The sequence below is a fragment of the Nocardioides cavernae genome (assembly GCF_016907475.1).
Taxonomy (GTDB): Bacteria; Actinomycetota; Actinomycetes; order Propionibacteriales; family Nocardioidaceae; genus Nocardioides; species Nocardioides cavernae.
In genome coordinates this window covers 2,667,136-2,688,486 of record NZ_JAFBCA010000001.1, presented here as the reverse complement: position 1 = coordinate 2,688,486, position 21,351 = coordinate 2,667,136, and the positions used below count along the sequence as shown (strand labels likewise).

At 72.0% G+C, this 21,351-nt stretch carries 23 protein-coding genes; 9 read left to right on the top strand and 14 right to left on the bottom strand.

Annotated features, from left to right (window positions below):
* Positions 1 to 2 precede the first annotated feature (2 nt).
* Positions 3 to 497, bottom strand: coding sequence for an Rv1363c family protein (locus JOD65_RS12655; RefSeq protein ID WP_191197256.1), 495 nt, complete (start codon positions 495 to 497; stop codon positions 3 to 5).
* A gap of 66 nt (positions 498 to 563) precedes the next feature.
* On the opposite strand from JOD65_RS12655, the gene JOD65_RS12650 reads away from it, so the two are divergent.
* Positions 564 to 1,223, top strand: coding sequence for an ion channel (locus JOD65_RS12650; protein ID WP_307821138.1), 660 nt, complete (start codon positions 564 to 566; stop codon positions 1,221 to 1,223).
* On the opposite strand, the gene JOD65_RS12645 is transcribed toward JOD65_RS12650, so the two are convergent.
* Together JOD65_RS12645 and JOD65_RS12640 are read right to left on the bottom strand one after the other, a co-directional pair.
* A complete protein-coding gene (locus JOD65_RS12645; protein WP_191197257.1) occupies positions 1,198 to 1,587 on the bottom strand; it encodes an MmcQ/YjbR family DNA-binding protein in 390 nt (129 codons plus the stop codon). The genes JOD65_RS12650 and JOD65_RS12645 overlap by 26 nt on opposite strands.
* 39 nt (positions 1,588 to 1,626) lie before the next feature.
* Positions 1,627 to 2,187 carry a hemerythrin domain-containing protein gene (locus tag JOD65_RS12640; protein WP_191197258.1) on the bottom strand — a complete coding sequence of 187 codons (561 nt, stop codon included), beginning with the start codon at positions 2,185 to 2,187 and terminating at the stop codon, positions 1,627 to 1,629.
* Positions 2,188 to 2,264: 77 nt separating this feature from the next.
* Here JOD65_RS12640 and JOD65_RS12635 point away from each other — a divergent pair, with 77 nt between their 5' ends.
* Complete coding sequence (locus JOD65_RS12635; protein ID WP_191197259.1) at positions 2,265 to 2,825, top strand: DUF1707 SHOCT-like domain-containing protein; 561 nt, start codon at positions 2,265 to 2,267, stop codon at positions 2,823 to 2,825.
* 113 nt (positions 2,826 to 2,938) lie between these two features.
* Here JOD65_RS12635 and uvrB read toward each other — a convergent pair whose 3' ends face one another.
* Positions 2,939 to 5,068, bottom strand: a complete 2,130-nt coding sequence (uvrB, locus tag JOD65_RS12630) for an excinuclease ABC subunit UvrB (protein WP_191197260.1) — start codon at positions 5,066 to 5,068, stop codon at positions 2,939 to 2,941.
* 171 nt (positions 5,069 to 5,239) lie between these two features.
* Between uvrB and JOD65_RS12625 the strand changes: the two genes are divergently transcribed.
* From JOD65_RS12625 to JOD65_RS12615, 3 genes are read left to right on the top strand one after another with little or no spacing between them, the layout of a single operon-like run.
* Positions 5,240 to 6,094: an aminoglycoside phosphotransferase/kinase family protein gene (locus JOD65_RS12625; protein WP_191197261.1), complete on the top strand. Its 855-nt coding sequence runs from the start codon at positions 5,240 to 5,242 to the stop codon at positions 6,092 to 6,094.
* A gap of 4 nt (positions 6,095 to 6,098) precedes the next feature.
* On the top strand, positions 6,099 to 7,343 hold the full coding sequence (locus tag JOD65_RS12620) for a phospholipase D-like domain-containing protein (protein WP_307821136.1): 1,245 nt from the start codon (positions 6,099 to 6,101) through the stop codon (positions 7,341 to 7,343).
* Between the two features lie 4 nt (positions 7,344 to 7,347).
* On the top strand, positions 7,348 to 8,112 hold the full coding sequence (locus tag JOD65_RS12615) for a hypothetical protein (RefSeq protein ID WP_191197262.1): 765 nt from the start codon (positions 7,348 to 7,350) through the stop codon (positions 8,110 to 8,112).
* On the opposite strand, the gene JOD65_RS12610 is transcribed toward JOD65_RS12615, so the two are convergent.
* The 3 genes from JOD65_RS12610 to JOD65_RS12600 form a co-directional block, all read right to left on the bottom strand.
* Positions 8,098 to 8,949 (bottom strand): hypothetical protein, encoded by an 852-nt coding sequence (locus tag JOD65_RS12610; protein ID WP_204811147.1) that lies wholly within the window; start codon positions 8,947 to 8,949, stop codon positions 8,098 to 8,100. The genes JOD65_RS12615 and JOD65_RS12610 overlap by 15 nt on opposite strands.
* Positions 8,946 to 10,616 (bottom strand): NAD(P)/FAD-dependent oxidoreductase, encoded by a 1,671-nt coding sequence (locus tag JOD65_RS12605; protein WP_191197263.1) that lies wholly within the window; start codon positions 10,614 to 10,616, stop codon positions 8,946 to 8,948. Before JOD65_RS12605 ends, JOD65_RS12610 begins: the two co-directional genes overlap by 4 nt.
* Before the next feature lie 101 nt (positions 10,617 to 10,717).
* Positions 10,718 to 11,665, bottom strand: a complete 948-nt coding sequence (locus tag JOD65_RS12600; RefSeq protein WP_191197264.1) for a DNA-3-methyladenine glycosylase family protein — start codon at positions 11,663 to 11,665, stop codon at positions 10,718 to 10,720.
* 41 nt (positions 11,666 to 11,706) lie between these two features.
* On the opposite strand from JOD65_RS12600, the gene kynA reads away from it, so the two are divergent.
* On the top strand, positions 11,707 to 12,573 hold the full coding sequence (gene kynA, locus JOD65_RS12595) for a tryptophan 2,3-dioxygenase (RefSeq protein WP_191197265.1): 867 nt from the start codon (positions 11,707 to 11,709) through the stop codon (positions 12,571 to 12,573).
* Between the two features lie 82 nt (positions 12,574 to 12,655).
* Here kynA and JOD65_RS23325 read toward each other — a convergent pair whose 3' ends face one another.
* The 4 genes from JOD65_RS23325 to JOD65_RS12575 form a co-directional block, all read right to left on the bottom strand.
* Positions 12,656 to 13,465, bottom strand: coding sequence for a resuscitation-promoting factor (locus JOD65_RS23325; protein WP_191197266.1), 810 nt, complete (start codon positions 13,463 to 13,465; stop codon positions 12,656 to 12,658).
* Between the two features lie 231 nt (positions 13,466 to 13,696).
* Positions 13,697 to 14,224 (bottom strand): SRPBCC family protein, encoded by a 528-nt coding sequence (locus tag JOD65_RS12585; RefSeq protein ID WP_191197267.1) that lies wholly within the window; start codon positions 14,222 to 14,224, stop codon positions 13,697 to 13,699.
* Positions 14,221 to 14,673 carry a cupin domain-containing protein gene (locus JOD65_RS12580; RefSeq protein WP_191197268.1) on the bottom strand — a complete coding sequence of 151 codons (453 nt, stop codon included), beginning with the start codon at positions 14,671 to 14,673 and terminating at the stop codon, positions 14,221 to 14,223. The genes JOD65_RS12585 and JOD65_RS12580 overlap by 4 nt, the downstream gene beginning before the upstream one ends.
* Before the next feature lie 71 nt (positions 14,674 to 14,744).
* Positions 14,745 to 15,419 carry a hypothetical protein gene (locus tag JOD65_RS12575; protein WP_191197269.1) on the bottom strand — a complete coding sequence of 225 codons (675 nt, stop codon included), beginning with the start codon at positions 15,417 to 15,419 and terminating at the stop codon, positions 14,745 to 14,747.
* A 108-nt stretch (positions 15,420 to 15,527) separates the two neighbouring features.
* Here JOD65_RS12575 and JOD65_RS12570 point away from each other — a divergent pair, with 108 nt between their 5' ends.
* From JOD65_RS12570 to JOD65_RS12560, 3 genes are read left to right on the top strand one after another with little or no spacing between them, the layout of a single operon-like run.
* Positions 15,528 to 17,561, top strand: coding sequence for a sensor histidine kinase (locus JOD65_RS12570; RefSeq protein ID WP_191197270.1), 2,034 nt, complete (start codon positions 15,528 to 15,530; stop codon positions 17,559 to 17,561).
* Entirely contained in the window at positions 17,552 to 18,196 is a 645-nt protein-coding gene (locus JOD65_RS12565) for a response regulator transcription factor (RefSeq protein ID WP_191197271.1), read from the top strand. The genes JOD65_RS12570 and JOD65_RS12565 overlap by 10 nt, the downstream gene beginning before the upstream one ends.
* Before the next feature lie 27 nt (positions 18,197 to 18,223).
* Complete coding sequence (locus tag JOD65_RS12560; RefSeq protein ID WP_191197272.1) at positions 18,224 to 19,240, top strand: App1 family protein phosphatidate phosphatase; 1,017 nt, start codon at positions 18,224 to 18,226, stop codon at positions 19,238 to 19,240.
* A gap of 28 nt (positions 19,241 to 19,268) precedes the next feature.
* Here the strand turns inward: JOD65_RS12560 and JOD65_RS12555 are convergent, their stop codons facing one another.
* From JOD65_RS12555 to JOD65_RS12545, 3 genes are all read right to left on the bottom strand, one after another.
* Positions 19,269 to 19,889 carry a hypothetical protein gene (locus JOD65_RS12555; RefSeq protein ID WP_191197273.1) on the bottom strand — a complete coding sequence of 207 codons (621 nt, stop codon included), beginning with the start codon at positions 19,887 to 19,889 and terminating at the stop codon, positions 19,269 to 19,271.
* A 185-nt stretch (positions 19,890 to 20,074) separates the two neighbouring features.
* Positions 20,075 to 20,296: a hypothetical protein gene (locus JOD65_RS12550; RefSeq protein WP_191197274.1), complete on the bottom strand. Its 222-nt coding sequence runs from the start codon at positions 20,294 to 20,296 to the stop codon at positions 20,075 to 20,077.
* A gap of 114 nt (positions 20,297 to 20,410) precedes the next feature.
* A complete protein-coding gene (locus JOD65_RS12545) occupies positions 20,411 to 21,334 on the bottom strand; it encodes a TauD/TfdA dioxygenase family protein (protein WP_191197275.1) in 924 nt (307 codons plus the stop codon).
* Positions 21,335 to 21,351 lie beyond the last annotated feature (17 nt).

Below are 21,351 nucleotides of genomic sequence, written 5' to 3'. Positions count from 1 at the left end.
CGTCACCGCACGAACTGCAGGTCGCTCGTGAGCCAGCGGTCGTCCTCGCGGACGAGCCGCAGGCGCAGCCGGTAGTAGCGGACCTGGCCGTCGGCGCCCGTGCCCGTGTTGGTCACCGTGCTGTTGGCCGCGACGAGGACCGTGGCCGACTCCGCGTCCTGGTCACCCACGCCGAGCGCGACGACCTCCGGGGTCGAGGTCGCCTCGGTGCGGACCGCCTCGCTCGTCAGCGTCTCGCGCTGGGAGGCGTACTGCTTCGCGAAGCCTCCGGTCGCACCGTCGAGGACGGCGTCGATCAGCGGGTCCATGTCGCGGTGGTCCACGGTGAGGAACGCCAACGCCTCGCGGCGCGCCGCGCCGGCGACGTCCTGCTGGGCGGCGGTGAGGCCGGCGTCGACGTCGTCGTCCCCGGTGACGACCAGCCCGATCGCGACCAGCAGCGCGACGAGCACGACGGCGAGGCCGCCGGCCACCCATCGCCCCGCTCGCTCACCCACGGGGCGAACCTAGCCCAGCGGAGCGTCGCCGCGCGGGTGATCAGCGCGTCCCTAGACTGCGTCGTCGTGGGCAGACGAATCGACCAGGTGACCGCGCACCCGTCCGCGATGCTGCTCGGTGCCCAGCTGCTCCAGGTGCTCGCGTGGCCGTTCCTCGGCGGCTCGAAGGTCGGCGGCGCGTTCCTCGGTGTCATCGGGATGCTCGCCGTCGGCTCCGCGGTGCTCGCGGTCCGGCGTACGCCCCACGTGAGCCGCGTCGTCTTCTTCCTCGGCGCCCCGACGATCGTGTTCACGCTCCTCGAAGCGATCTTCCCCGACACCGACGCGATCGTGCTGGTGTCGGGCCTGCTGCACGCGCCGTTCTACTTCTACGTCTCCTACGCGATGCTGCGCTACCTGCTGCACGACGACGTGGTCACCACGGACGAGTACTTCGCGACCGGCGCGGCGTTCACGGTCGTCGCCTGGGGCTTCGCCTACCTCTTCGCGGTCACCCAGGTGGTGTGGCCCGACTCGTTCTCGAACGCCGAGGGCTTCCACCACACGTGGTTCGAGCTGCTCTACCTGTCGTTCTCCACGCTCACCAGCGTGGGGTTGTCCGACATCGTGGCGGTCGGCGAGCAGGCTCGCTCGGTCGTGATGGTCGAGATGATGGTCGGCGTGTTCTACATCGCGATGGTCGTGGCACGCATGGTCGGCCTCACGATGATGCGCTACCGCCGCTGACGGCCTCCCAGCCCTCCGGCCGGTCACGCTTGGGCAGCCGGGAGACGACGAGCCGGTAGGACTCCTCCACCGCCTCGACGAGCTCCTCGTCCGGGATCGCGCCGCCCAGGGCGAGGTCGTTCCACCCCGACCTGCCGATGTACGCCATCACGCTGGCCTCGTCGGGATAGCGGTCGAGCCACTCGTCGGCGACCTCACGCGTCGCGCCGGCCTTGACCCCGACCGTCGTCGCTCCGAGGAACGCGAAGATCTTGCCGCGCTCCCCCGGACCGACCTTGTAGACCGGGTGCTCGTGGTCCCACGGGTTGTCGGGCCACGCCCCGGGGAGCCCGGCGCACAACGCCTCCGCCTGCGTCACGTCCATGCGGTCACCTCCGGCCGGGTCAGCCTGTGTGCGGCTCGATCAGTCGTCCTCGTCCTCGTCGTCGTCGAGGAGGCCTTCCTTCTCGGCCTCCTGCACGATGCGCCGGACGTTGTCGATCCTGCCGCAGTCTGCGTCGAGCTGCGCGTTGCGCTCGGTCGCGAAGGCCTCGCCCAGCTCCACGCGGACCTTCTCGCCGACCTCCTCGCGCGCCGGGTTGAGGATCGTCAGCTCCTCCTCGGTGAGGTGGTGGTTGAGCGCGGTGGCGAGCTCCTCCACGGCGTCGTCGAAGGCCTGCGTGTCGGTGCCCTTGAGCTCCAGCACCTTGAGCACCGCCTCGTGCCCCTCGGCGTGCTCCTCCTCGCCGTGCTCGGCCTCGTGCTCGGTGATCGCGTCCTTGTTGCGGAGCTTGGGGTAGACGTGCTTCTCCTCCGCCTCCGCGTGCGCGACGTGCAGCGCGGCGATCGCCTTGCGGACCGCGTCGCGGTCCGACGTGCTGTCGCGCAGCTGCCGCATGAGGGCCTCGAAGCGGCGGTGGTCCTCGAGGATCAGGTCGATGACGTCACCGGAGACGGGGCGGCCGAGGTCGATGGGAGTGCTCATGGCGCGAACCTAGCGAGCGCCGCCCGACCCGGCCAGCGGCCACCTCCGGACGGGTGGGACGCACCTATGCTGGCGCCATGACCGCCGGGACCTGGGAGCGCTTCGAGCACGATCCCCGCTCCCCGCAGGCAGCCCGCCTCCGAGCCTCCGACCGGGACCGCGAGGTCGCGCTCGAGGTGCTGGGACAGGCCTACGCCGACGGTCGGCTCGACCACGCCGAGTACGACGCTCGCTCCACCGCGGCCACTACCGCCAAGGTGCTCGCCGACCTCGTCCCGCAGCTCGAGGACCTCGTCCCAGACACGTCGTACGCCCCTCTGGAGCACCGCGCCACCGGCTTCGTGGCTCGGCCGGACCTTCACGGGCAGGCGGTGCGCATGTGGGCCAAGGACCGCCGCGAGGCCCTGACCGGGCTGGTCGGGATCTCGGTCATCACCTGCACCATCTGGGCGGTGACGATGTGGGGCGGATTCCCCTGGCCGCTGTTCCCGATGCTCGCGGCCGCGATCAACCTGCTGCGCATCCAGATGCAGGAGCAGGACATCGTCGAGAGCCACGAGCGCCACCTGCTCAAGCGGGAGAGGAAGGAGATCGAGAAGCGGCGCAGGGAGCTCCAGCGCGGCGACGACGAGGCTTGAGGTCCAGCTCGGCGCCGCTCGTCACTTCGTCGCCGGCGCGCTCGCTTCGCTCGCTCGCAGCTCCTCGCTCGTCGAGGACCCAACGAGCTCGTTCCTCGCTCGGGGCCCTCTCCTCACTTCGTCGCTTCCATCATCTGGCGGAGTTCTTTCTTGAGGTCACCGATCTCGTCGCGGAGCCGGGCCGCCACCTCGAACTGGAGGTCGGCGGCGGCCTGCTTCATCTGGTCGGTGAGCGCCTGGATGAGCTCGGCCAGGTCGGTGGACGGGATCCCGGCGGTGTCGGGCGCCTCGGCGTGGATCTTCGACAGCGCGGGGGTCGGCGACTTGCCGGCCTTCACGCCACCGGCGCGGCCCTTCTGGCCGACGTCGGCCCAGGTCTTGAGCAGCGCCTCGGTGTTCTCGTCCTCGCGGGCGAGCATCTCGGTGATGTCGGCGATCTTCTTGCGGAGCGGCTGGGGGTCGATCCCGCGCTCGGTGTTGTAGGCGACCTGGATCGCCCGGCGCCGGTTGGTCTCGTCGATCGCGTTCTCCATCGAGGGCGTGATCTTGTCGGCGTACATGTGGACCTGGCCGGACACGTTGCGGGCCGCGCGGCCGATGGTCTGGATGAGCGACTTGTCGGAGCGCAGGAAGCCTTCCTTGTCGGCGTCGAGGATCGCCACCAGCGACACCTCGGGCAGGTCGAGGCCCTCGCGGAGCAGGTTGATGCCGACGAGGACGTCGTACTCGCCCATGCGCAGCTCGCGCAGCAGCTCGATCCGCCGGAGCGTGTCGACCTCGGAGTGGAGGTAGCGGGTGCGGATGCTGGCGTCGAGGAGGTAGTCGGTGAGGTCCTCGGACATCTTCTTGGTCAACGTGGTGACCAGGACGCGCTCGTTCTTGTCGGCGCGCGTGCGGATCTCGTGGATCAGGTCGTCGATCTGGCCCTTGGTCGGCTTGACCACGACCTCCGGGTCGACCAGGCCGGTCGGGCGGATGATCTGCTGGACCGTGTTGTCGACGCCGCCGACCCGGTCGAGCTCGTAGTTGCCCGGGGTGGCCGACAGGTAGACCGTCTGGCCGATCCGGTCGACGAACTCGTCCCAGCGCAGCGGACGGTTGTCCATGGCGCTCGGCAGCCGGAATCCGTGGTCGACGAGGTTGCGCTTGCGCGACATGTCGCCCTCGTACATGCCGCCGATCTGCGGGACCGCGACGTGGGACTCGTCGACGACGAGGACGAAGTCCTCGGGGAAGTAGTCGAGCAGCGTGTTGGGCGCGCTGCCGGGCTTGCGGCCGTCCATGTGCATCGAGTAGTTCTCGATGCCGGAGCACGAGCCGACCTGGCGCATCATCTCGACGTCGTAGGTCGTGCGCATCCGCAGTCGCTGCGCCTCGAGCAGCTTGCCCTGCTTCTCGAAGGTGGCGAGCTGGTCGTCGAGCTCGAGCTCGATGCCCTTGATCGCCCGCTCCATCCGCTCCGGGCCGGCGACGTAGTGGGTGGCCGGGAAGACGTGGAGCTCGGTGTCCTCGGAGATCACCTCACCGGTGATCGGGTGGAGCGTCATCAGCCGCTCGACCTCGTCGCCGAAGAACTCGATGCGGATCGCCAGCTCCTCGTAGACCGGGAAGATCTCGAGGGTGTCGCCGCGCACGCGGAACGTGCCACGGGTGAACGACATGTCGTTGCGGGTGTACTGGATCTCGACCAGCCGCCGCAGCACCGAGTCGCGGTCGTGCTCCTCGCCGACCTTGAGCCGCAGCATCCGGTCGACGTACTCCTGCGGGGTGCCGAGGCCGTAGATGCACGACACCGTCGAGACCACGATCGTGTCGCGGCGCGTGAGCAGGCTGTTGGTCGCGCTGTGACGGAGCCGCTCGACCTCCTCGTTGATCGAGGAGTCCTTCTCGATGTAGGTGTCGGTCTGGGGGACGTAGGCCTCGGGCTGGTAGTAGTCGTAGTAGGAGACGAAGTACTCGACTGCGTTGTCCGGGAACAGCTGGCGCAGCTCGTTGGCGAACTGCGCGGCGAGGGTCTTGTTGGGCTGGAGCACGAGGACGGGACGCTGCAGCTGCTCGGCCACCCACGCCACGGTGGCCGTCTTGCCGGTGCCGGTCGCACCGAGGAGCACGACGTCCTCCTCGCCGCCCTGGATCCGGCCGACGATCTCCTTGATCGCGGCCGGCTGGTCGCCTGAGGGCTCGTAGTCGGACACCACCTTGAAGGGGGCCACCCGGCGCTGGAGATCGGTGACTGGACGCATGTGTCGAGCGTACGCGGAGCCACCGACAGCGGCCCGGGGCCTGCTGGTGGTCACCGGTGGTCAGCGGCGCGTCGGACGACCACAACCCGTGAACCCGGACGAGGCACCCGCTCAGCCGGAGCCGCGGCACCGACTTCTGGTCGTCCGACGCGCCGTCCTACGCTCGCTGCCATGCCTGCTCGGGATCCCCACGGCGACACCGGCCGACCGCCGGACCACGTGCTCGACCTGTTCGCGGCCGAGGGCGTCCTGGAGCCCCTCCCGGGCGGCCGCGGCACGAGCTGGCGGGCCGGCGACCTCGCGCTCTCCCCGGGGCACGACGCCTCCGAGGGCTGGCTGGCGCCGATCCAGGCGCGGCTGGCGGTGCGGCTCGACGAGCGGTCGCCCCGCTCGGTGCGGCTGGCGCTGCCGGTGCCCGCCCGCGACGGCAACCTCGTCGCCGACGGCTGGGCGGCCACCCGCTTCGAGCCCGGGGCCACGCCCTGCCGGGACCTCGCGACCCTGCGGGCGACCGCCCACCTCGTGCACGCCCACCTCGCCAGCGCCGTGCCCGAGCGACCCGCCGAGCTCGACGCGCGCACCGACCGCTGGGCCGTGGCCGAGCGTCAGGCGTACGACGCCGGCGCGGCCGTCGCGGCCGCCGCGGAACGCCCCGAGCCGGGCCTGGCCGGGCTCGTCGACACGCTCGCGGCCGGACTGGACGACACCGACCTGGGCCGCGAGCAGCTGGTCCACGCCGACCTCGCCGGCAACGTCCTGCTCGACGCCGCCGGGACCCCGTTCGTCATCGACCTCTCCCCCGCCTGGCGCTCACCGCTGTGGGCCGAGGCGGTCTGCGTGCTCGACGCGGTGCTGTGGCTCGGCGCGCCGAGGACGGCACTGGACGACTGGCGCACCGGCATCGAGCGCCAGGCGATGCTCCGGGCCTCGCTGTTCCGGGTGCTGTCCGACGAGCCGTGCGACGTCGCGCGCTACGCAGCCCTCGACCTGGACCGAGGCCCCGACTGGGGTCCCTCGCTAGATTGACCCCGTGACCGTCGCCCGCACGCTGACCGCCGTCCGGCGCACCCTGATGGGACTCGTCGGTCTCCAGCTCACGGTCGCCGTGGCGCTCTCGCTCGTCGACTCCTACCGCCGGCGCGGCAAGCGGCCCAAGCCGTTCCCGGTCACGGGTCCGGGCACCGTGCCCGTCGGTGACGGCGAGATCACGACGTACACCTTCGGCCGCGACCTCTACGACGACATGCTCGCCGCCATCGACGGCGCCAAGAAGCAGATCCTCTTCGAGACCTACATCTGGAAGGGCGACGAGATCGGGTGGAAGTTCAAGACCGCCCTCGCCGCCGCCGCCGACCGCGGCGTCGACGTGCACTGCATCTACGACGGCTTCGCCAACATGGTCGTCTCGCCGGCGTTCAAGCGCTTCCCGCCGTCGCTGAAGGTACTGCGCTACCCCGTCTGGACGGCCGGGTTCCGCGTCTGGGACCTGCGCCGCTACGGCCGCAACCACCGCAAGATGCTGGTCGTGGACGAGGAGGTCGCCTTCCTCGGCGGCTACAACATCGGCTCGGCCTACGCGACCGAGTGGCGCGACACCCACGTCCGGATCACCGGGCCCGGTGTGTGGGACATGAAGCGTGCCTTCGCCGACTTCTGGAACCTCAATCGCCACCACCGGCTGCGCCGCAACGACCGGCCGCTGCTGATCGAGACGGCGTCCGACTGGGACCCCCAGATCCGGGTCCACAAGAACATCCCGCGGCAGTGGAACTTCCCCATCCGCAGCATGTACCTCGAGGCGATCGCCCGCGCGACCCGCAACATCTGGCTCACCACCGCCTACTTCCTGCCCGACCAGGACTTCGTCGACGCGCTCGCCGAGGCAGCGCGGCGCGGCGTCGACGTACGGATCCTGCTGCCGCTGAAGTCCAACCACATCGTGGCCGACTGGATCTCGCGCGGCTACTACGGCCAGCTGCTCACCGCCGGCGCGCGGATCCTGCGCTTCAAAGACGCGATGGTGCACGCCAAGACCGCCACCATCGACGGCAGCTGGTCGACCGTCGGCACCGCCAACATCGACCGCCTCAGCCTGCAGGGCAACTACGAGATCAACCTCGAGGTCATCGACCCAGCGTTCGCCGCGGTGATGGAGGAGGTCTTCACGAACGACGAGTCGAACTGCCTCGAGCTGACCCTGTCGGAGTGGGAGGCGCGCGACCTCAACCGGAAGTTCACCGAGAGCTTCCTCGCGCCCCTGCGCCCGCTCCTTTGACGCCATGCTGATCGGGGACCCGGCGCCGCCGGAGCGGGCGGGGGACTTCTGCGCCCGGTGGCCGGGCCTGCTCCGCGATCGCCTGGCGTGGTTCGTGGCGGAGGTCGGCGCCGGTGCGCCGACCCCCGACACCCTCGACGGCCTCCTCGTCACGGTGGTCGACCGGATCGGGGAGGAGCGCGCGGTCGAGCCCGTCCCCGAGTGGTACGACGCCTCGCTGGCGTCGGCGGGGTGGTCGGCGTACGGCGCCGCCCTCGTCGAGGGCCTGACGGCGTTCGTCGCGGAGGTCTACGCGGCGCGTCTCGGCCGACCGCTCCCCTGGGTGCTGGACGAGGACCCCCCGAGCCCCTACCACCTCAAGCCGGTGGTGGACGTCGAGGGGATCGCTCCCCCGTGGCGGCAGGTGATCGGCACCGTGCGGCAGGTGCAGTCGGGCAAGGATCCGGCTCGCCTGCGCAGCGTCGTGGAGCACAGCCTGGCCCAGCTGCCTGGCTCGGGGAGCGTGCGTCCCGAGCAGGAGGCGGACCTGGTCGAGGTCACGGCAGTCGACCGGGGGCGGTGGCAGGTGTCCTTCCCCGAGGACATCGATGCCCGACTCGGCCCCACGGCGTACGCCGACCTGGAGGACGCGCTCGCCGGAGCCGACGGCGTGACGGCTGCCGTCATGGAGGACCGCGACCGCGCCCTGGTCAGCACGGACGAAGGCATCGACCGGGCTGACCTCGAGAGCCGGCTGACCCGGGCGGTCAGCGCGCTACGCGACGGGTAGTCGGGGACCCCGGAGCGCCAGGATCCAGGCGGACACGACCGCGATCCACGCCAGCCCGGCGACGTACGCCACCGCCTGCCAGCCCGACCAGTCGAGCACGTCTCCGTAGCGGAGCAGTGCCACCGCCTCGAGCACGACGAACGCCGCCCCGGTGAGCCCGACGGGCCGCACCGATTCCCGGTCGTCGACGAGTCGGGCGTGGGCCGACGCCCAGCCGAGCCCGACCAGCCACGCGCCGATGGCGCGGGCGGTGAGCGGCGTCAGGGGCCACGCCCACCCGTCGGCGGCCCACTCGGGCGCCAGCAGCAGCGCCGCGCCGGTGGCGAGCAGCAGCGCGGCGAGGCCGACGAGGAGCCACCGCAGGCCCGCCGGGAGGCGTACGACGTCCACGACCCGCGTGCCGCCGGCGCGCGCCTGCAGCACCAGGCCGACGACCATCGCGACCGGGACCCCGGCATAGATCGCCAGCCAGCCCCAGGTGATCGCGCGGGCGCCGGCGGGGTTCTCGGCGCCGAGGTGGAACTTGTCGAGGTGGACGAGCGTGACGACCAGCGTGAGGACGGTGAACACGAGCACGGTCCACACGGTGAGGCGGGCGCGGCTCCACGTGCGCGAGCGCGCGCCGGCGACCTCGAGGACGGCGCTGGACCAGTAGGCCGCGCCGAGGAACACCGCCGTCATGGGCACGTCGATGGTCCACGAGAACCACTCCGCCGTCCGGGTCGGGAAGACGGTCAGCTGGAAGCCGGCGAGGAAGACGAGCACCGCCGCGACGACGAGGAGCAGCCGCATCCCGCGCGTCACCGGCGCGCCGGTCCCGGCTCGGTGCCGGCTCATGCGGTCGGGGTCGTCTGCGGGTGCGCCGCGAGGTAGCCGTGCAGCGTCGCGATGACCGTCGCGCCGTCCCCGACAGCCGTCGCGACCCGCTTGATCGACCCGGCCCGCACGTCGCCGACGGCGAAGACACCCGGCAGGCTCGTCTCGAGCGGCAGGCGCCCCTCCCCGCCGGTCACCACGAACCCGGCCTCGTCACGCTCGATCTCGACCGGCAGCCACTGGGTGCGGGGCACCGAGCCGATGAGCACGAAGAGGCCGCCGGCGGGGACCTCCTCGCCCCCACCGGGACCACCGTGCTGCTCCCCCAGGGTGAGCGCGGCCAGGCACCCGTCCTCCTCGCGCCCGTCCAGCACCGCCGTGCCGTAGCGGATGCCGACGTTGCGCGTGGCGTCGAGCTGCGCGATGAGGTAGTCCGACATGCTCGCCGCGAGCGACGCTCCCCGCACGAGCAGTGTGACGTGGCGGGCGTATCGAGCCAGGTGGAGGGCGGCCTGCCCGGCCGAGTTGCCGCCGCCGATTACGTAGACCTCCGTCCCGGCCATCGAGGGCGCCTCGGCGACGGCCGCCCCGTAGAACACCCCGCGTCCGACGAGGCCCTCCAGCGTGGGCACGCCGAGGCGGCGGTAGTCGACGCCGGTGGCGATGACGACGCTGCGGGCGCGAATGACGCTGCCGTCGGACATGGAGACCGTCCGCAGTTCGCCGTCCGCGCCGAGCGCCTGGACCTCGCGCAGGAACGAGTACTCGCTGCCGAACGACCACGCCTGCTGGAACGACCGGAAGGCCAGGTGCGCGCCGCTGACGCCGCGCGAGAAGCCGGGGTAGTTGCGGATGAGGGAGGACGTGCCGGCCTGCCCACCCACCGCGGACTGCTCGACCACCATCGTCGAGAGCCCCTCGGAGGAGGCGTACACCGCTGCGGCCAGGCCGCTCGGGCCCGCGCCCACCACGACGACGTCGTAGACGCGGTCCGGCGACAGCGGGCTCATCAGCCCGAAGGCATCGGCGATCTCGAGGTCGGTCGGCGCGACGAGCGTCGTGGGTGGGTTGGTGAAGGCGAGCTGGAGCACCGGGAGCTCGGGGTCCTTGAGCCCGAGCCCGGCCAGCAGGCGGTTGGCGGACTCCGTGCCGACCTGGTGGAAGCCGACCGGGATGTGGTTGCGCCCGAACTGGTCGCGCAGCGCGTGGGTGCGCTCGTCGCGCTGCTCGCCGATCATCCGCACCGCCTCGAAGCCGATGCCCTGGGCGAGGTGCCAGTCGTCCAGCGTGTCCGTGATCGCGCCGTGGAACTCCTCGTCGCGCCGGCGCTCGGGGCGCAGGAGGACGAGCTCGGCATGCCCGTGGGCGACCGCGGCGAAGACGTCGCTGGTGCTGGCGAAGTCGCCCCAGATCGCGGCGACCGCCCGCTTGGCCGACGGGTGCAGCGAGTAGGCGCGGCGCAGGAAGTCGAGGCCGTTGCGGTCGTCGGGGCCGAAGCAGGCGATCACGAGCGCCACCTGCCGTCCCCACCGGCGCAGCCCCTCGAGCACCGCACGGGCGTGCTCGTAGCTCGCGCAGACGACCACCTCGTAGTCGCCTCCGTACCTGCGCCGCAGCTCTGACCCCAGAACGTCCCTCGACGTCTCGTCGGTCGTGGCCAGCAGCAGGACGGGATCGACGTCGCCCATGTCGGCCTCCCTCAAGCCTTCACATCGGCTTCGACGCTACTCCGGGCCCGCCGCGGGCGGCGACACCATTTCTGGGGGTCTGGACCGCCGGGGCGCCGACGTCAGCGGGTCGGGAGATGTGTCGGGATGCTCATCCGCGGACCGCGCCGCGGCCGGGCCTGACCACCGGCCATCGCCATCGCGGCAGCCCGCCCCCGCTGGGGGCGGTAGGGCTCGAGCAGCTCCCCCATCTCCTCGTCGGTGATGTCGTGGCCGACCAGCGCCCAGCCGACCCAGTTGGCGAGGTGGTAGTCGCCGAAGCTGACCGCGTCGGGATCGCCCAGCGCCCGCTGGCGCACCTCGGCGCTCGTCCACACGCCGACTCCGCGGATCGAGCAGAGCCGCCGTTCGGCCTCGTCGCCCGCCACGTCGCTCACCCGCTCGAGGGACGACGCCAGCCGGCAGGCGGTGACCATCGTGCGCGACTGCGCCGGCTGGACGCCGAGGCGCAGCCACTCCCACGACGGGATCGCCGCGATCGTGTCCGGGGTCGGCTGCAGCATCAGCCGCAGCGGCGCGACGGGGCCCGGCGCGGGCTCGCCGTGGCGTCGTACGAGCTCGCGGAACGAGCCGAACGCCTGCTTGCCGGTGACCTTCTGCTCGAGGATCGAGGGCACCAGGGCCTCCATCACCAGCCCGGTGCGGCCGATGCGCCAGTGCCGGTGGGTGCGCCACCCGGCCGCGACCTCGGGGTGGTGGTGCGGCTCGAAGGCCGACACGTCGTCGTCGGCGCCCAGCAGCGCCGGCATCCCGTCGAGCGCCCACTCCGCGCCCGGCCCCCAGGCCCGGCCGAGGACCTCACCCGCAGACGCCCTGGGCTGCACGCACAACGTCGCCGGCCCCTCCGGCGTGCGCATGGCGCGCCAGACCCGGCCGGACTCCTCGTGGCGCTGCGTCGGGTCGCCCGCCCCGCGGCGCTGCGGACGCAGCACCTGCGCGGGCGCGCACGGCCAGTCGGGCACCCAGGTGCGGGTGCGCTCGCCCGCATCAGGACTGGTCGTGGGGGCCATGGGTGCGACGGTAGACGAGAACACCGACTACCTTGCAGCCCATGGCACAGGGAACGGGCGACACACCGAACCGGCGCGACCTCGAGGACGGCATCCAGCGCGACTTCTCGCAGTCGATGTCCTACGGCGACTACCTGCGGCTCGACGTGCTCCTGTCGGCCCAGCAGCCGCTGTCGGACCCGCAGCAGCACGACGAGCTGCTCTTCATCATCCAGCACCAGACGAGCGAGCTCTGGCTGAAGCTGATGATCCACGAGCTGCGCTCGGCCCGCGCGCTGCTGCGCACCGACGACCTGTCCCCCGCGCTCAAGCGGCTGGCGCGGGTCAAGCACATCCAGCACACGCTCACCGACCAGTGGTCGGTGCTCGCGACGCTCACGCCGTCCGAGTACGCCGAGATCCGGCCGTTCCTCGCGACCAGCTCGGGCTTCCAGTCCGCGCAGTACCGCGAGGTCGAGTTCCTGCTCGGCAACAAGAACGCCGACATGGTGAAGGTCTTCTCGCACGACGAGGCCGCCCGCACCGCGCTCGACGAGCTGCTGCACGAGCCGTCGCTGTACGACGAGTTCCTGGCCTACCTCTCGCGCCAGGGGTACGCCGTCCCGCAGCGGCTGCTCGACCGCGACTGGACGCTGCCGCACACCACCGACGCCGAGCTCGTCGACCTCTTCGCGTCCGTGTACTCCGCGCCCGCCGAGCACTGGGGCGTCTACGAGACCTGCGAAGAGCTCGTCGACGTCGAGGACAGCTTCCAGCAGTGGCGCTTCCGCCACCTCCAGGTCGTGCAGCGGGTCATCGGCCACAAGGTCGGCACCGGCGGGTCGTCGGGCGTCGACTTCCTGCGCCGGGCGCTCAACCTGACGTTCTTCCCCGAGCTCTACGAGGTGCGCACCCGCATCGGGCAGTAACCGCGAACGGGGAACGATCGGGCCGCCGATCGACTCGATCGACAGCCCGACGGTTCCCCGTCCGGATTGAGCTCAGCTCAGCTCAGAGCAGGCGCCCGCAGTTCGGCCACGGCGAGCGGCCGCGCTGCTTGTAGAGCAGCTTGGCGCGGTAGGTCTGCTCGCCGGCAGAGGCGTTCGTGGGGATGCCGGAGCCGCCCACGCTGCGCCAGGTGCCGAGGTCGAACTGGTAGAGCCCGTAGTAGCCGGCCGGGTTGACCGCGCGCGGGTTGCCGCCGGACTCGCAGTTGGCGAGCGCGCCCCAGTTGAGGCCGTCGGCGCCGGTGACGGCGTAGGCCTGGCGGCCGACGAGCACGCGGCGCGGGCGCGGGTCCTTGACGACCTTGCGCTTGACCACGCGGTACTTCACGGGCTCGCCGTTGTGGAAGGTCTTCACGGCGACGACCTTGCGGACGCCGGGGCGACCCTCGCGCACGACCTTGCGGCGGCCGGGCTTGAGCTTGGTCGTCGGCACCTCGACGGTGCCGGCACGAACGCGCTCGCGCTTGGACTTGCGCTCCTTGACGACGTCGGTCAGGCGTACGACGTCGCCCTGGCGCAGGCGCTTGCGGGGACCGCTGACCTCGCGGCCGTCGCGGACGACGTCGACGAGGTCGTTGCCGTCGACGGGGACGCCCTGCGTCTCGAGGAGCTCACCGGGCCACGCGCGCGGCACGGTCGCCACGTCGACGGGCGGCTGGTCGGCCACCTTGAGGCGTACGGCGACGGCGTCGCGGCTCGTCTCCTGCGCGACGGCGCTGCTGGGCACCAGGGTCAGGGCGAGGGTGGCTGCGGCGGCGCCGGCGGCGGCACCTCGCAGGCGGGTGGACAGGGCGGGTGTGGTGGTGGCACGCACGTGCTTCGGACCTCACGGGTTGTGCGCCTCCGGGGCGCTCGGACGCGACACCGTCGAATCAGGCGTCGAGGCCGCGGCGGGCATCACCTCGCGATGGGAGGCGCCCCGTTCACGACGGGAACCCTGGCCTGCGGCTCTTCCACCAGAACACGATCGCCCTGTCATGTCGAATCCGGAGCGTGGCCTGTGTCCCCTCCTCGCGAGCCGGTGTGAGCGACCTCACCGGGTTGGTCACCGGGACCGTCCCCAGGACGTCGGCACGCACGTGCGCCGCTGGTCGCCGTGGCGTGGGCCGGGTCGGAGGTCGAGCTCGGACCGGGCGAAGCGGTCCAAGGCCTCGACCCACAGGTGGGCGACGAGGGTCCTCATGGGGACGTGGTTGATCAAGGAGATGAGGATCCTCTCCCGGGTGCGGCGGACACCCGTGTGGGTCCACTCGGCCTGCACCCGGCTGCCGCCACCGTCGGCGGGGTGGACCCGGACGGTCCCGTCACCGGATCCTCCCCAGCTGCCCTCCACCACGGTCGTCCGGATGACCGTGGGGTCGGCCCAGTCGTAGCGGTTGACGACCCAGAACGGCGATCCTGCGGTGCTCTCACGGGCCACCGCCCACGTGTCGCCGAGCTCGCGCACCTCGAAGGTCCTCGGGTCGAGCGTGCGCCGCCAGGTCTCGAGCCGCCGATCACTGAAGTCGGTCAGGGCGCGCAGGACCTGGTCCGGTGAAGCAGCTGTGGTCACCTCGAAGCGCACGGGACTCACGCACCCGCGAGCCGCACGCCGTGGCGCTGGGTGACCGCGAGGATCGCCTCCAGGGACTCCTCGGCCGGGCGGTCGGGCGGCACCGAGTCGGCGAACTCGGCGAAGAACCGTCCGGCACGGTCCCCGGAGGTGATCCCCAGGATCCGCGCGGACTCCCCGACGACCTCGAACGTGCTGGGCGTCCCGGCCGGGAAGACCACCACCCCGCCGGGCTCCACGTCGTACCTCGTGTCGCCGACCACCGCGGTGACCCGGCCCTCGAGCAGGAACAGGACTCCGGTCCACGGCGAGACGTGGGGAGGCGCCATCGGCGCGGCGGGGGCGATCACCTCGAAGACCTCGAAGGCTCCCTCCGTGTCGTGGACCGCGACCTTGGCGACGTGGTCGCCGTCGATCATCGGGTAGCTCCGGCCCTCTCCGGGCGGGACGTGGGTGGTGGTCGTGGTCATGGTTCCTCTCCTCCTGATGGGTGTGACGGGTGTGACGGGTGTGATGGGTGTGATGGGTGTGCGGACGGATGTCATCCCGCGACGTCGGCCGAGGGTGGGCGGAAGAGGCCCACGACGCCTGTGGCGACCAGCCACACGCCGGCCAGCCCCGCGACGGGGAACAGGGGGTCGAAGGTGTCGACGAAGGCGATCGTGGCCGTCGCCAGCGCGAACGCCAGGCCGCCGAGCACGCCGAGCGGCAGCACGATCCGGTTGCCCAGGACCCGCGTGAGCCCTCCGGTCACCGCGAGCGCCGCGATCATCAGTCCCCAGGCGGGGTTGACGATCGTCTCCACACCCATGAACGCGGCGACGAGCGGCGTCGTGTGGCCGTGCCCGACCTCGGCGGCCTGGGTGGCGGCGAACAGGTGGACCACGGCACCGAGGGTCGCGAGGACCGCGACGACGGCACCGATCGACAGGGTCCTGCCGAGGCGGTCCCGCACGACCGGGTCCCGCCGCAGTGCGAGGAGGCCGGCGGCGACGCACGCGAAGCCCAGCAGGGCGACCAGGTGGGCGGGGTACCAGGCGGAGTCGACGAGCATCGAGTGAAGCTGCTCGGTCTTGTCCCCCGCGTCGCTCCCCTGCGGGTGCAGGGGCCCGGCTGCGAAGAACGCTGCACCCCCGATGACGAGGAGCAGGTAAGCGGTGCGGTCGCGTCGCGGCGTGGCGGTGGCAGTGGCTCTGGTGCGGTCGACGGTGGTCATGCCTCCACGGTCCGCCGCACCGGGCCCGGCCGCATCAGTGCGCACCCGGGAGCAGTTCGAGGGTCAACCCTGGTACGCCGATGGCGCGAGCCGTGCCAACATCGATGGATGAGCCCGGCCCTCGCTGCCGACCAGGTGGGGTACGACGAACCGCGCTCGCTCGCGGGCGAGGTCGTGGTCGGCAGCCTGGGCCTCCTCGTCCTGGGCCTGGTGGCGTACGGCGCGACCCTCGACTTCCACGTCGGCAACCTCCACAACGCGCTCCTCGCCCTCACCTTCGCCGGCGTCGGGCTCTACGTGCTCTGGGCGCGGCCCGGGCAGCGCATGGGGCTCGTCTTCGTCCTGCTCGGGGTGGCGGACGCCGTCATGTACTTCGGCCGCCAGGCCGGGCTGCACAGTCCGGCCCTCCCGGGAGGAGCGTGGCTCGCCTGGGTGTCCATCTGGCTCGTGCCGCTGGTGATGGCGGCCGCCGGCGTCGGGATCATGGTCTTCCCGACGGGCCAGCACCTGTCGTGGCGGTGGCGCGCCGCGGCGCGCACGATGGTCGGGGTCGCGTCCCTGATCGCGCTCGCGTCAGCGCTGTGGCCGATCGAGGACGACTGGAGCCACAGCCGGCTCGTGTTCCCCTTCGACGTCGGTGGCGAGGACGTCGCGCGCGCCGTCGTCTGGCCGGTGATGCTCAGCTCCTACCTCGGGTTCCAGGTCCTGTGGGCCGCTGCGGTCGTCACCCGGCTGCGCCGGGCCGACAGCGTCGAGGTCCGCCAGCTGCGGTGGTTCGTGTTCGCCGTGGCCGTGTCCGCGATGCTCATGCTCACGGGGCAGCTCGTCTGGGACACACCGCTCCTCGGGCTGCTCAGCCTCCCGCTGGTGCCCCTGGCGGCAGGCGTGGCGATCGTGCGGTACCGCCTCTACGACATCGACCCGATCATCACCAGGACGCTGGTCGGCGGCGCGATGGTGCTGCTCGTCTCGGGCGGTTACGTCGGTCTGGTCGTCGGGGCAGGAGCGCTCATCCCGGTGTCGGACCGGGTGCTGGCCCTCGCCGCGACGGCCGCGGTGGCGGTGGTGTTCGAGCCGGTGAGACGCCGGGCCCAGCGCCTCGCCGACCGGTTGGTCTACGGCCGGCGCGCGACGCCGTACGAGACGCTGTCGCGCCTGTCCGCCCAGCTGTCCCGCAACGACGAGGGGCTGCTGGAGGGACTGGCGGCGACGATCGCCGGGGGCGTCGGTGCGTCCGAGGTCGTGGTCTGGCTCGGCGACGTGGAGCGGATGGCGGCCGTCGCCGCGTGGCCGACCCGAGCCCCCGCGGGCAGCAGCCCGCTCACCGAGCTCGGCGGCCGGCGGGCCCTGGTGCGGCCGGTGTCGCGCGACGGCGTCGTGCAGGGAGCCCTGGTGCTGACGATGGCTCCCGGAGAGGCGATGACCCCGGCGAAGGACCAGCTCCTCGACGACCTGGTCGCCCAGACCGGTCTGGTCATCGACCACCGGGCCCGGCTCGAGGAGGTGGCGCAGCAGGCGGCTGCGCTGCAGGCGGCTGCGCGGCGGATCGTCACGGCCGAGGACTCAGCCCGGCGCCGGATCGAACGAGACCTCCACGACGGCGCGCAGCAGCGGCTGGTGTCCCTGGGCATGGAGCTCGGGGCGCTGGTCGAGCGCGCAGCAGCGTCGGGCGACCCCGAGCTGGTGCTCCGGGCGGAGCACGCCCGCACCCAGCTGCTCGAGGCGACCGCGGAGCTGCGCGAGATGGCGCGCGGGGTGCACCCCGCGGTGCTCACCCAGGACGGCCTCGAGGCCGCGCTGGCCAATCTCGCCGACCGCTCGTCCGTGCCGGTCCGGTTGCACGTGGCGCTCGACCGGAGGCCACCGGCGGAGGTCGAGGCGACGACGTACTTCCTCGTCAGCGAGGCGCTCACCAACGCCGCGCGCCACGCGGGTGCCCGCGTCGTCGACGTCGACGTGACGCTCGACGGGGATCGCCTCACCGTCGAGGTGCGCGACGACGGCACGGGCGGTGCGGGGCTCGCCCCCGACCGTGGCCTGCAGGGGCTCGCCGACCGCCTGTCCGCGCTGGACGCGCGCCTGGAGGTGGCCAGCCCGCTGGGTGGCGGAACCACGGTCAGGACGGTGCTGCGGTGCGGGTGATCCTCGCCGACGACGCCGTGCTCCTGCGCGAGGGGTTGGCGAGGATCCTCACCGACTCGGGCTTCGAGGTCGTCGGACAGGCGGGTGACGCGCCGTCGCTCGTCGACCTGGTCCGGCGGCAGGCGCCGGACGTGGTCGTGGTGGACCTGCGGATGCCGCCCGGGTTCGCGAGCGAGGGCATCGACGCCGCAGCGGAGATTCGCGCGTTCGCCCCGTCCGTGGGACTGGTCCTGCTCTCGCAGCACGTGGAGGTCCACCACGCGATGCGGCTGATGACCGACTTCGAGGGAGGTGTGGGCTACCTGCTCAAGGACCGGGTCTTCGACCTCGCGGCGTTCGCCAGCGACGTACGACGGGTCGCGGGGGGCGACGTGGTCCTCGACTCCGAGCTGGTGACCCGCCTGGTGGCCCGCCGTCGCCACGACGACCCGCTCGACCGACTCACCGCGCGCGAGCGCGACGTGCTCGCGCTGATGGCCCAGGGCCTCACCAACGCAGCCCTCTGCTCCGAGCTGCACCTGAGCCCCAAGACCGTCGAGGGGCATGTGCGGAGCATCTTCACCAAGCTCGACCTCGACGCCGACGAACGCTCGCACCGCCGCGTCCTCGCGGTGCTGAGGTTCCTGCGCGCCTGAGCGCAACCACTCCCCTACGGTGCTCCCATGGAGCTTCGTCGCCTGGTCGTCGCCCTGGAGCGCGCGTGGGACGGCGCCCGTCTGCGGCGCGCCCGGTCCCGGACCCCCGAGCAGTTCAGGATCGAGCCCTACATCGGTCACGGCGGCCCCGCCGGCGTGGTCGTCCGGGGACGGGTGCTGGACAACCCGCTCGAGATGGAGGTCGTGGACGGCGAGGGAGTCTGGGCGGCGGTGCGTCGGACGCTCCGGACCTTCCTCACCGACGAGCTGCCCGGCGTGCCCCTCGAGGTCACCGTGGGCGGTGCCAGCGCCGAGGCCGTCAGCGACTCCGAGGGCTACTTCGTGGTGCGCGTCCCTGCTGCGCCCGCGACGCTCGGGAGCCCCTGGACGCACGGGACGGTCGAGCTCCGAGGCGACTACCGCGGCACCACCGGGCACTCAGCACCCGTCGAGGTGCGGGTCCCGTCCGGCGACGCCCGCTTCGGGATCCTCTCCGACATCGACGACACGATCCTCGAGACCGGCGTCCAGCGCGTGGGGCGGATGATCCTGCAGACGTTGGCCGGCTCCTCGCTGACCCGTACGCCGTTCCCCGGGGCCGCGGAGCTGTACCGCGACCTCGCCGCCGACGTGAACCCCGTCTTCTACGTCTCGTCGAGCCCGTGGAACCTGCACTCCTTCCTGGTCGGCTTCCTCCGCCATCGCGGCTTCCCGCTGGGTCCCGTCCTGCTGCGCGACCTGCTCGGCACCTGGCGAGGACGTGAGCAGAAGCACGACCGCATCCGGGAGGTCCTCGACCTCCACCCGGACCTGTCCTTCGTGCTCCTCGGCGACTCCGGTGAGCACGACCCCGAGATCTACGCCGACATCGTGCGCGAGCACCCCGGACGGATCCTGGCGGTCTACATCCGCGAGGTACGGCTGGACCCGGGCGACGGACGCGTGGAGAAGGTCTCCGACGACTGGGGGCCGGACGTGCCGTTCGTGCTGGCCGCGGACACCGATGCCGTACGCCGTCACGCGCAGGACCTCGGGCTGCTCTGACCGCAGCGGTCGAGGCCAGTCGATCCAGCTAGGACAGCGTGACGACGGTCGGCGGCTCCGACCAGGGTGACCACAGGCCTCCGCTGCCCTGGCACCTGACGGCGTAGGTCTGCGTCGTGCCGGCACCCTGGAAGATCGTCCACGTGCGGGGACCGCCCTCGTCGACCCCGTCCCCCAGCGACGTCCAGGTCCCGTCGCCCGCCAGGATCCCGAGGTCCTGCGTCACGCACCCGATCCCCGACCCGCTCCAGATGCGCACCTGGCCGTCCGACGCCTCGGCCCAGCCGAGCGGGCCCCTGGGTCCCTCGGGCGGCGTCGCGACGTAGACCGTCGGGCTGGTGCCGAGCGAGGCGTTGCGGCGCGTCTCCGCGGTGACGTAGATGGCGTGCAGGTCGCCGGGGTAGAGGTCGGTGATGCGAGCCGTCGTCGTGGACACGTGGACGGGTGACAGCCCCGGCGCGGTGACGACGTAGTGGTCGGCGCCCTTGACCGACGTCCACGTGAGGTCGACGGTGCGGCTGTCGACGGCGACGGCCGAGGTGATCTCCGGGGGCTTCGGCAGCGGCTTGGCCGCGACGGTGGGTCCGCCGGAGGCCAGGACCACGGCGACGAGGAGGACGATGACGGCGAGGATGCGACGAGGGCTCATGCGGCACTCCGAGGACGTGGGGGCCACGCCCGGTCCCCGAGTCCGGCCAACGTAGCCCCGACCTCGCCCCGCTGGTCCCTCCGCAGGGGTGGAGGAGAGCAGCCGGTCAACTGATCAGCTCGGCCAGGCGGGAGCACGCCTCGGCGTTGCCGCGAATGACCCGCACGCCCATCGGGAGGGCGCCGTCACGGCCGGTGGATCAGCCGGACCACCTCGCGACGAACCACCTGCGTCAAGGCAGATCGTTCGTCGTCGGCGGTCGCACGTGCGCCGGTGGCGACGGCGCTGCTCCGCAGCGCGATGACCTCCTCCGGCGTCGGACTGCGTCCGTGGCGCCGGATGAACTGGTGGACCACACAGTGGTCGTCGTCGAACTCGTCGGAGAACGTGGGACTGACAGGCGGCATGAGGCCCTCTCGACTGCTCTGCATCGACGCCATCGCTCGACGTCGGTCGATCAGTACCCGATTTCAGCCGTGGTGATCCGCGCGTTCATGCGACCGCACCCGCTGCGCCCGCCTTCAGCTGATCAGCTCGTCCAGGCGGGAGTACGCCTCGGCGTTGCCGCGGATGACCCGGCTCGGTCGCCCGTCGATGCTCACCGGGACGTCGCCCGCGACCGTGATGCGGGCCATCTCCCGGTACTCCGTGCCGAAGTCGGCCACCGCGTAGTGCTGCGTCGCCCGGTTGTCCCAGACCGCGACGTCGCCGGGCTGCCAGGTCCACCGGATCGTGTTCTCGAGCCGCGTGACACGGTTCTGGAGCAGCGTGAAGAGTGCGATCGACTCGGCCGTGTTGAGGCCGGTGAACGCCTTGACGAAGTGGCCCAGCACCAGTGACCGCTCCCCCGTCTCGGGGTGCACGCGCACGACCGGGTGCTCGGTCTCGAAGAGCTGGGAGGCGAAGTCGGCCCGCGTGTAGTTGGCGTCGGGCTCGTCCGACTCCTCGTCGCGCTGCGCGTAGTCGTAGCTGTTGGTGTGGACCGCCCAGAGGTCGTCGACCAGCGCCCGCAGCGGCGCCGGCAGCGCGTCGTACGCCGCCACGGTGTTGGCCCACACGGTGTTGCCGCCGTAGGGCGGCAGGTGGACCGCGCGGAGCACGCTGATCGCCGGCACGCGGTCGACGAACGTGACGTCGGTGTGCCACGCGTTGGCCGCCATCCCCTTGTCGGCCGTCACCTTGAAGACCCGGCCGCTGCCGGTGTTGACCGTCGGGTGCGCCGACGTGAGCGGGCCGAAGGTCTCGGCGAACGCCTGGTGGCCGGCCTCGTCGAGGTGGTCCTGGCCCCGGAAGAAGACGACCTTGTGGCGCAGGAGCGCCTCGCGGACGGTCGCGATCGCGTCGGCGGTGAGGTCACCGCCGAGGCGTACGCCGTCGATGCGGGCGCCGATCCTGCCGCCGAGCTGCTGCACGTTGACCGTGGGGCGGTCGAGGGTCGAGGTCATGGGATGAGCTCCGTTCG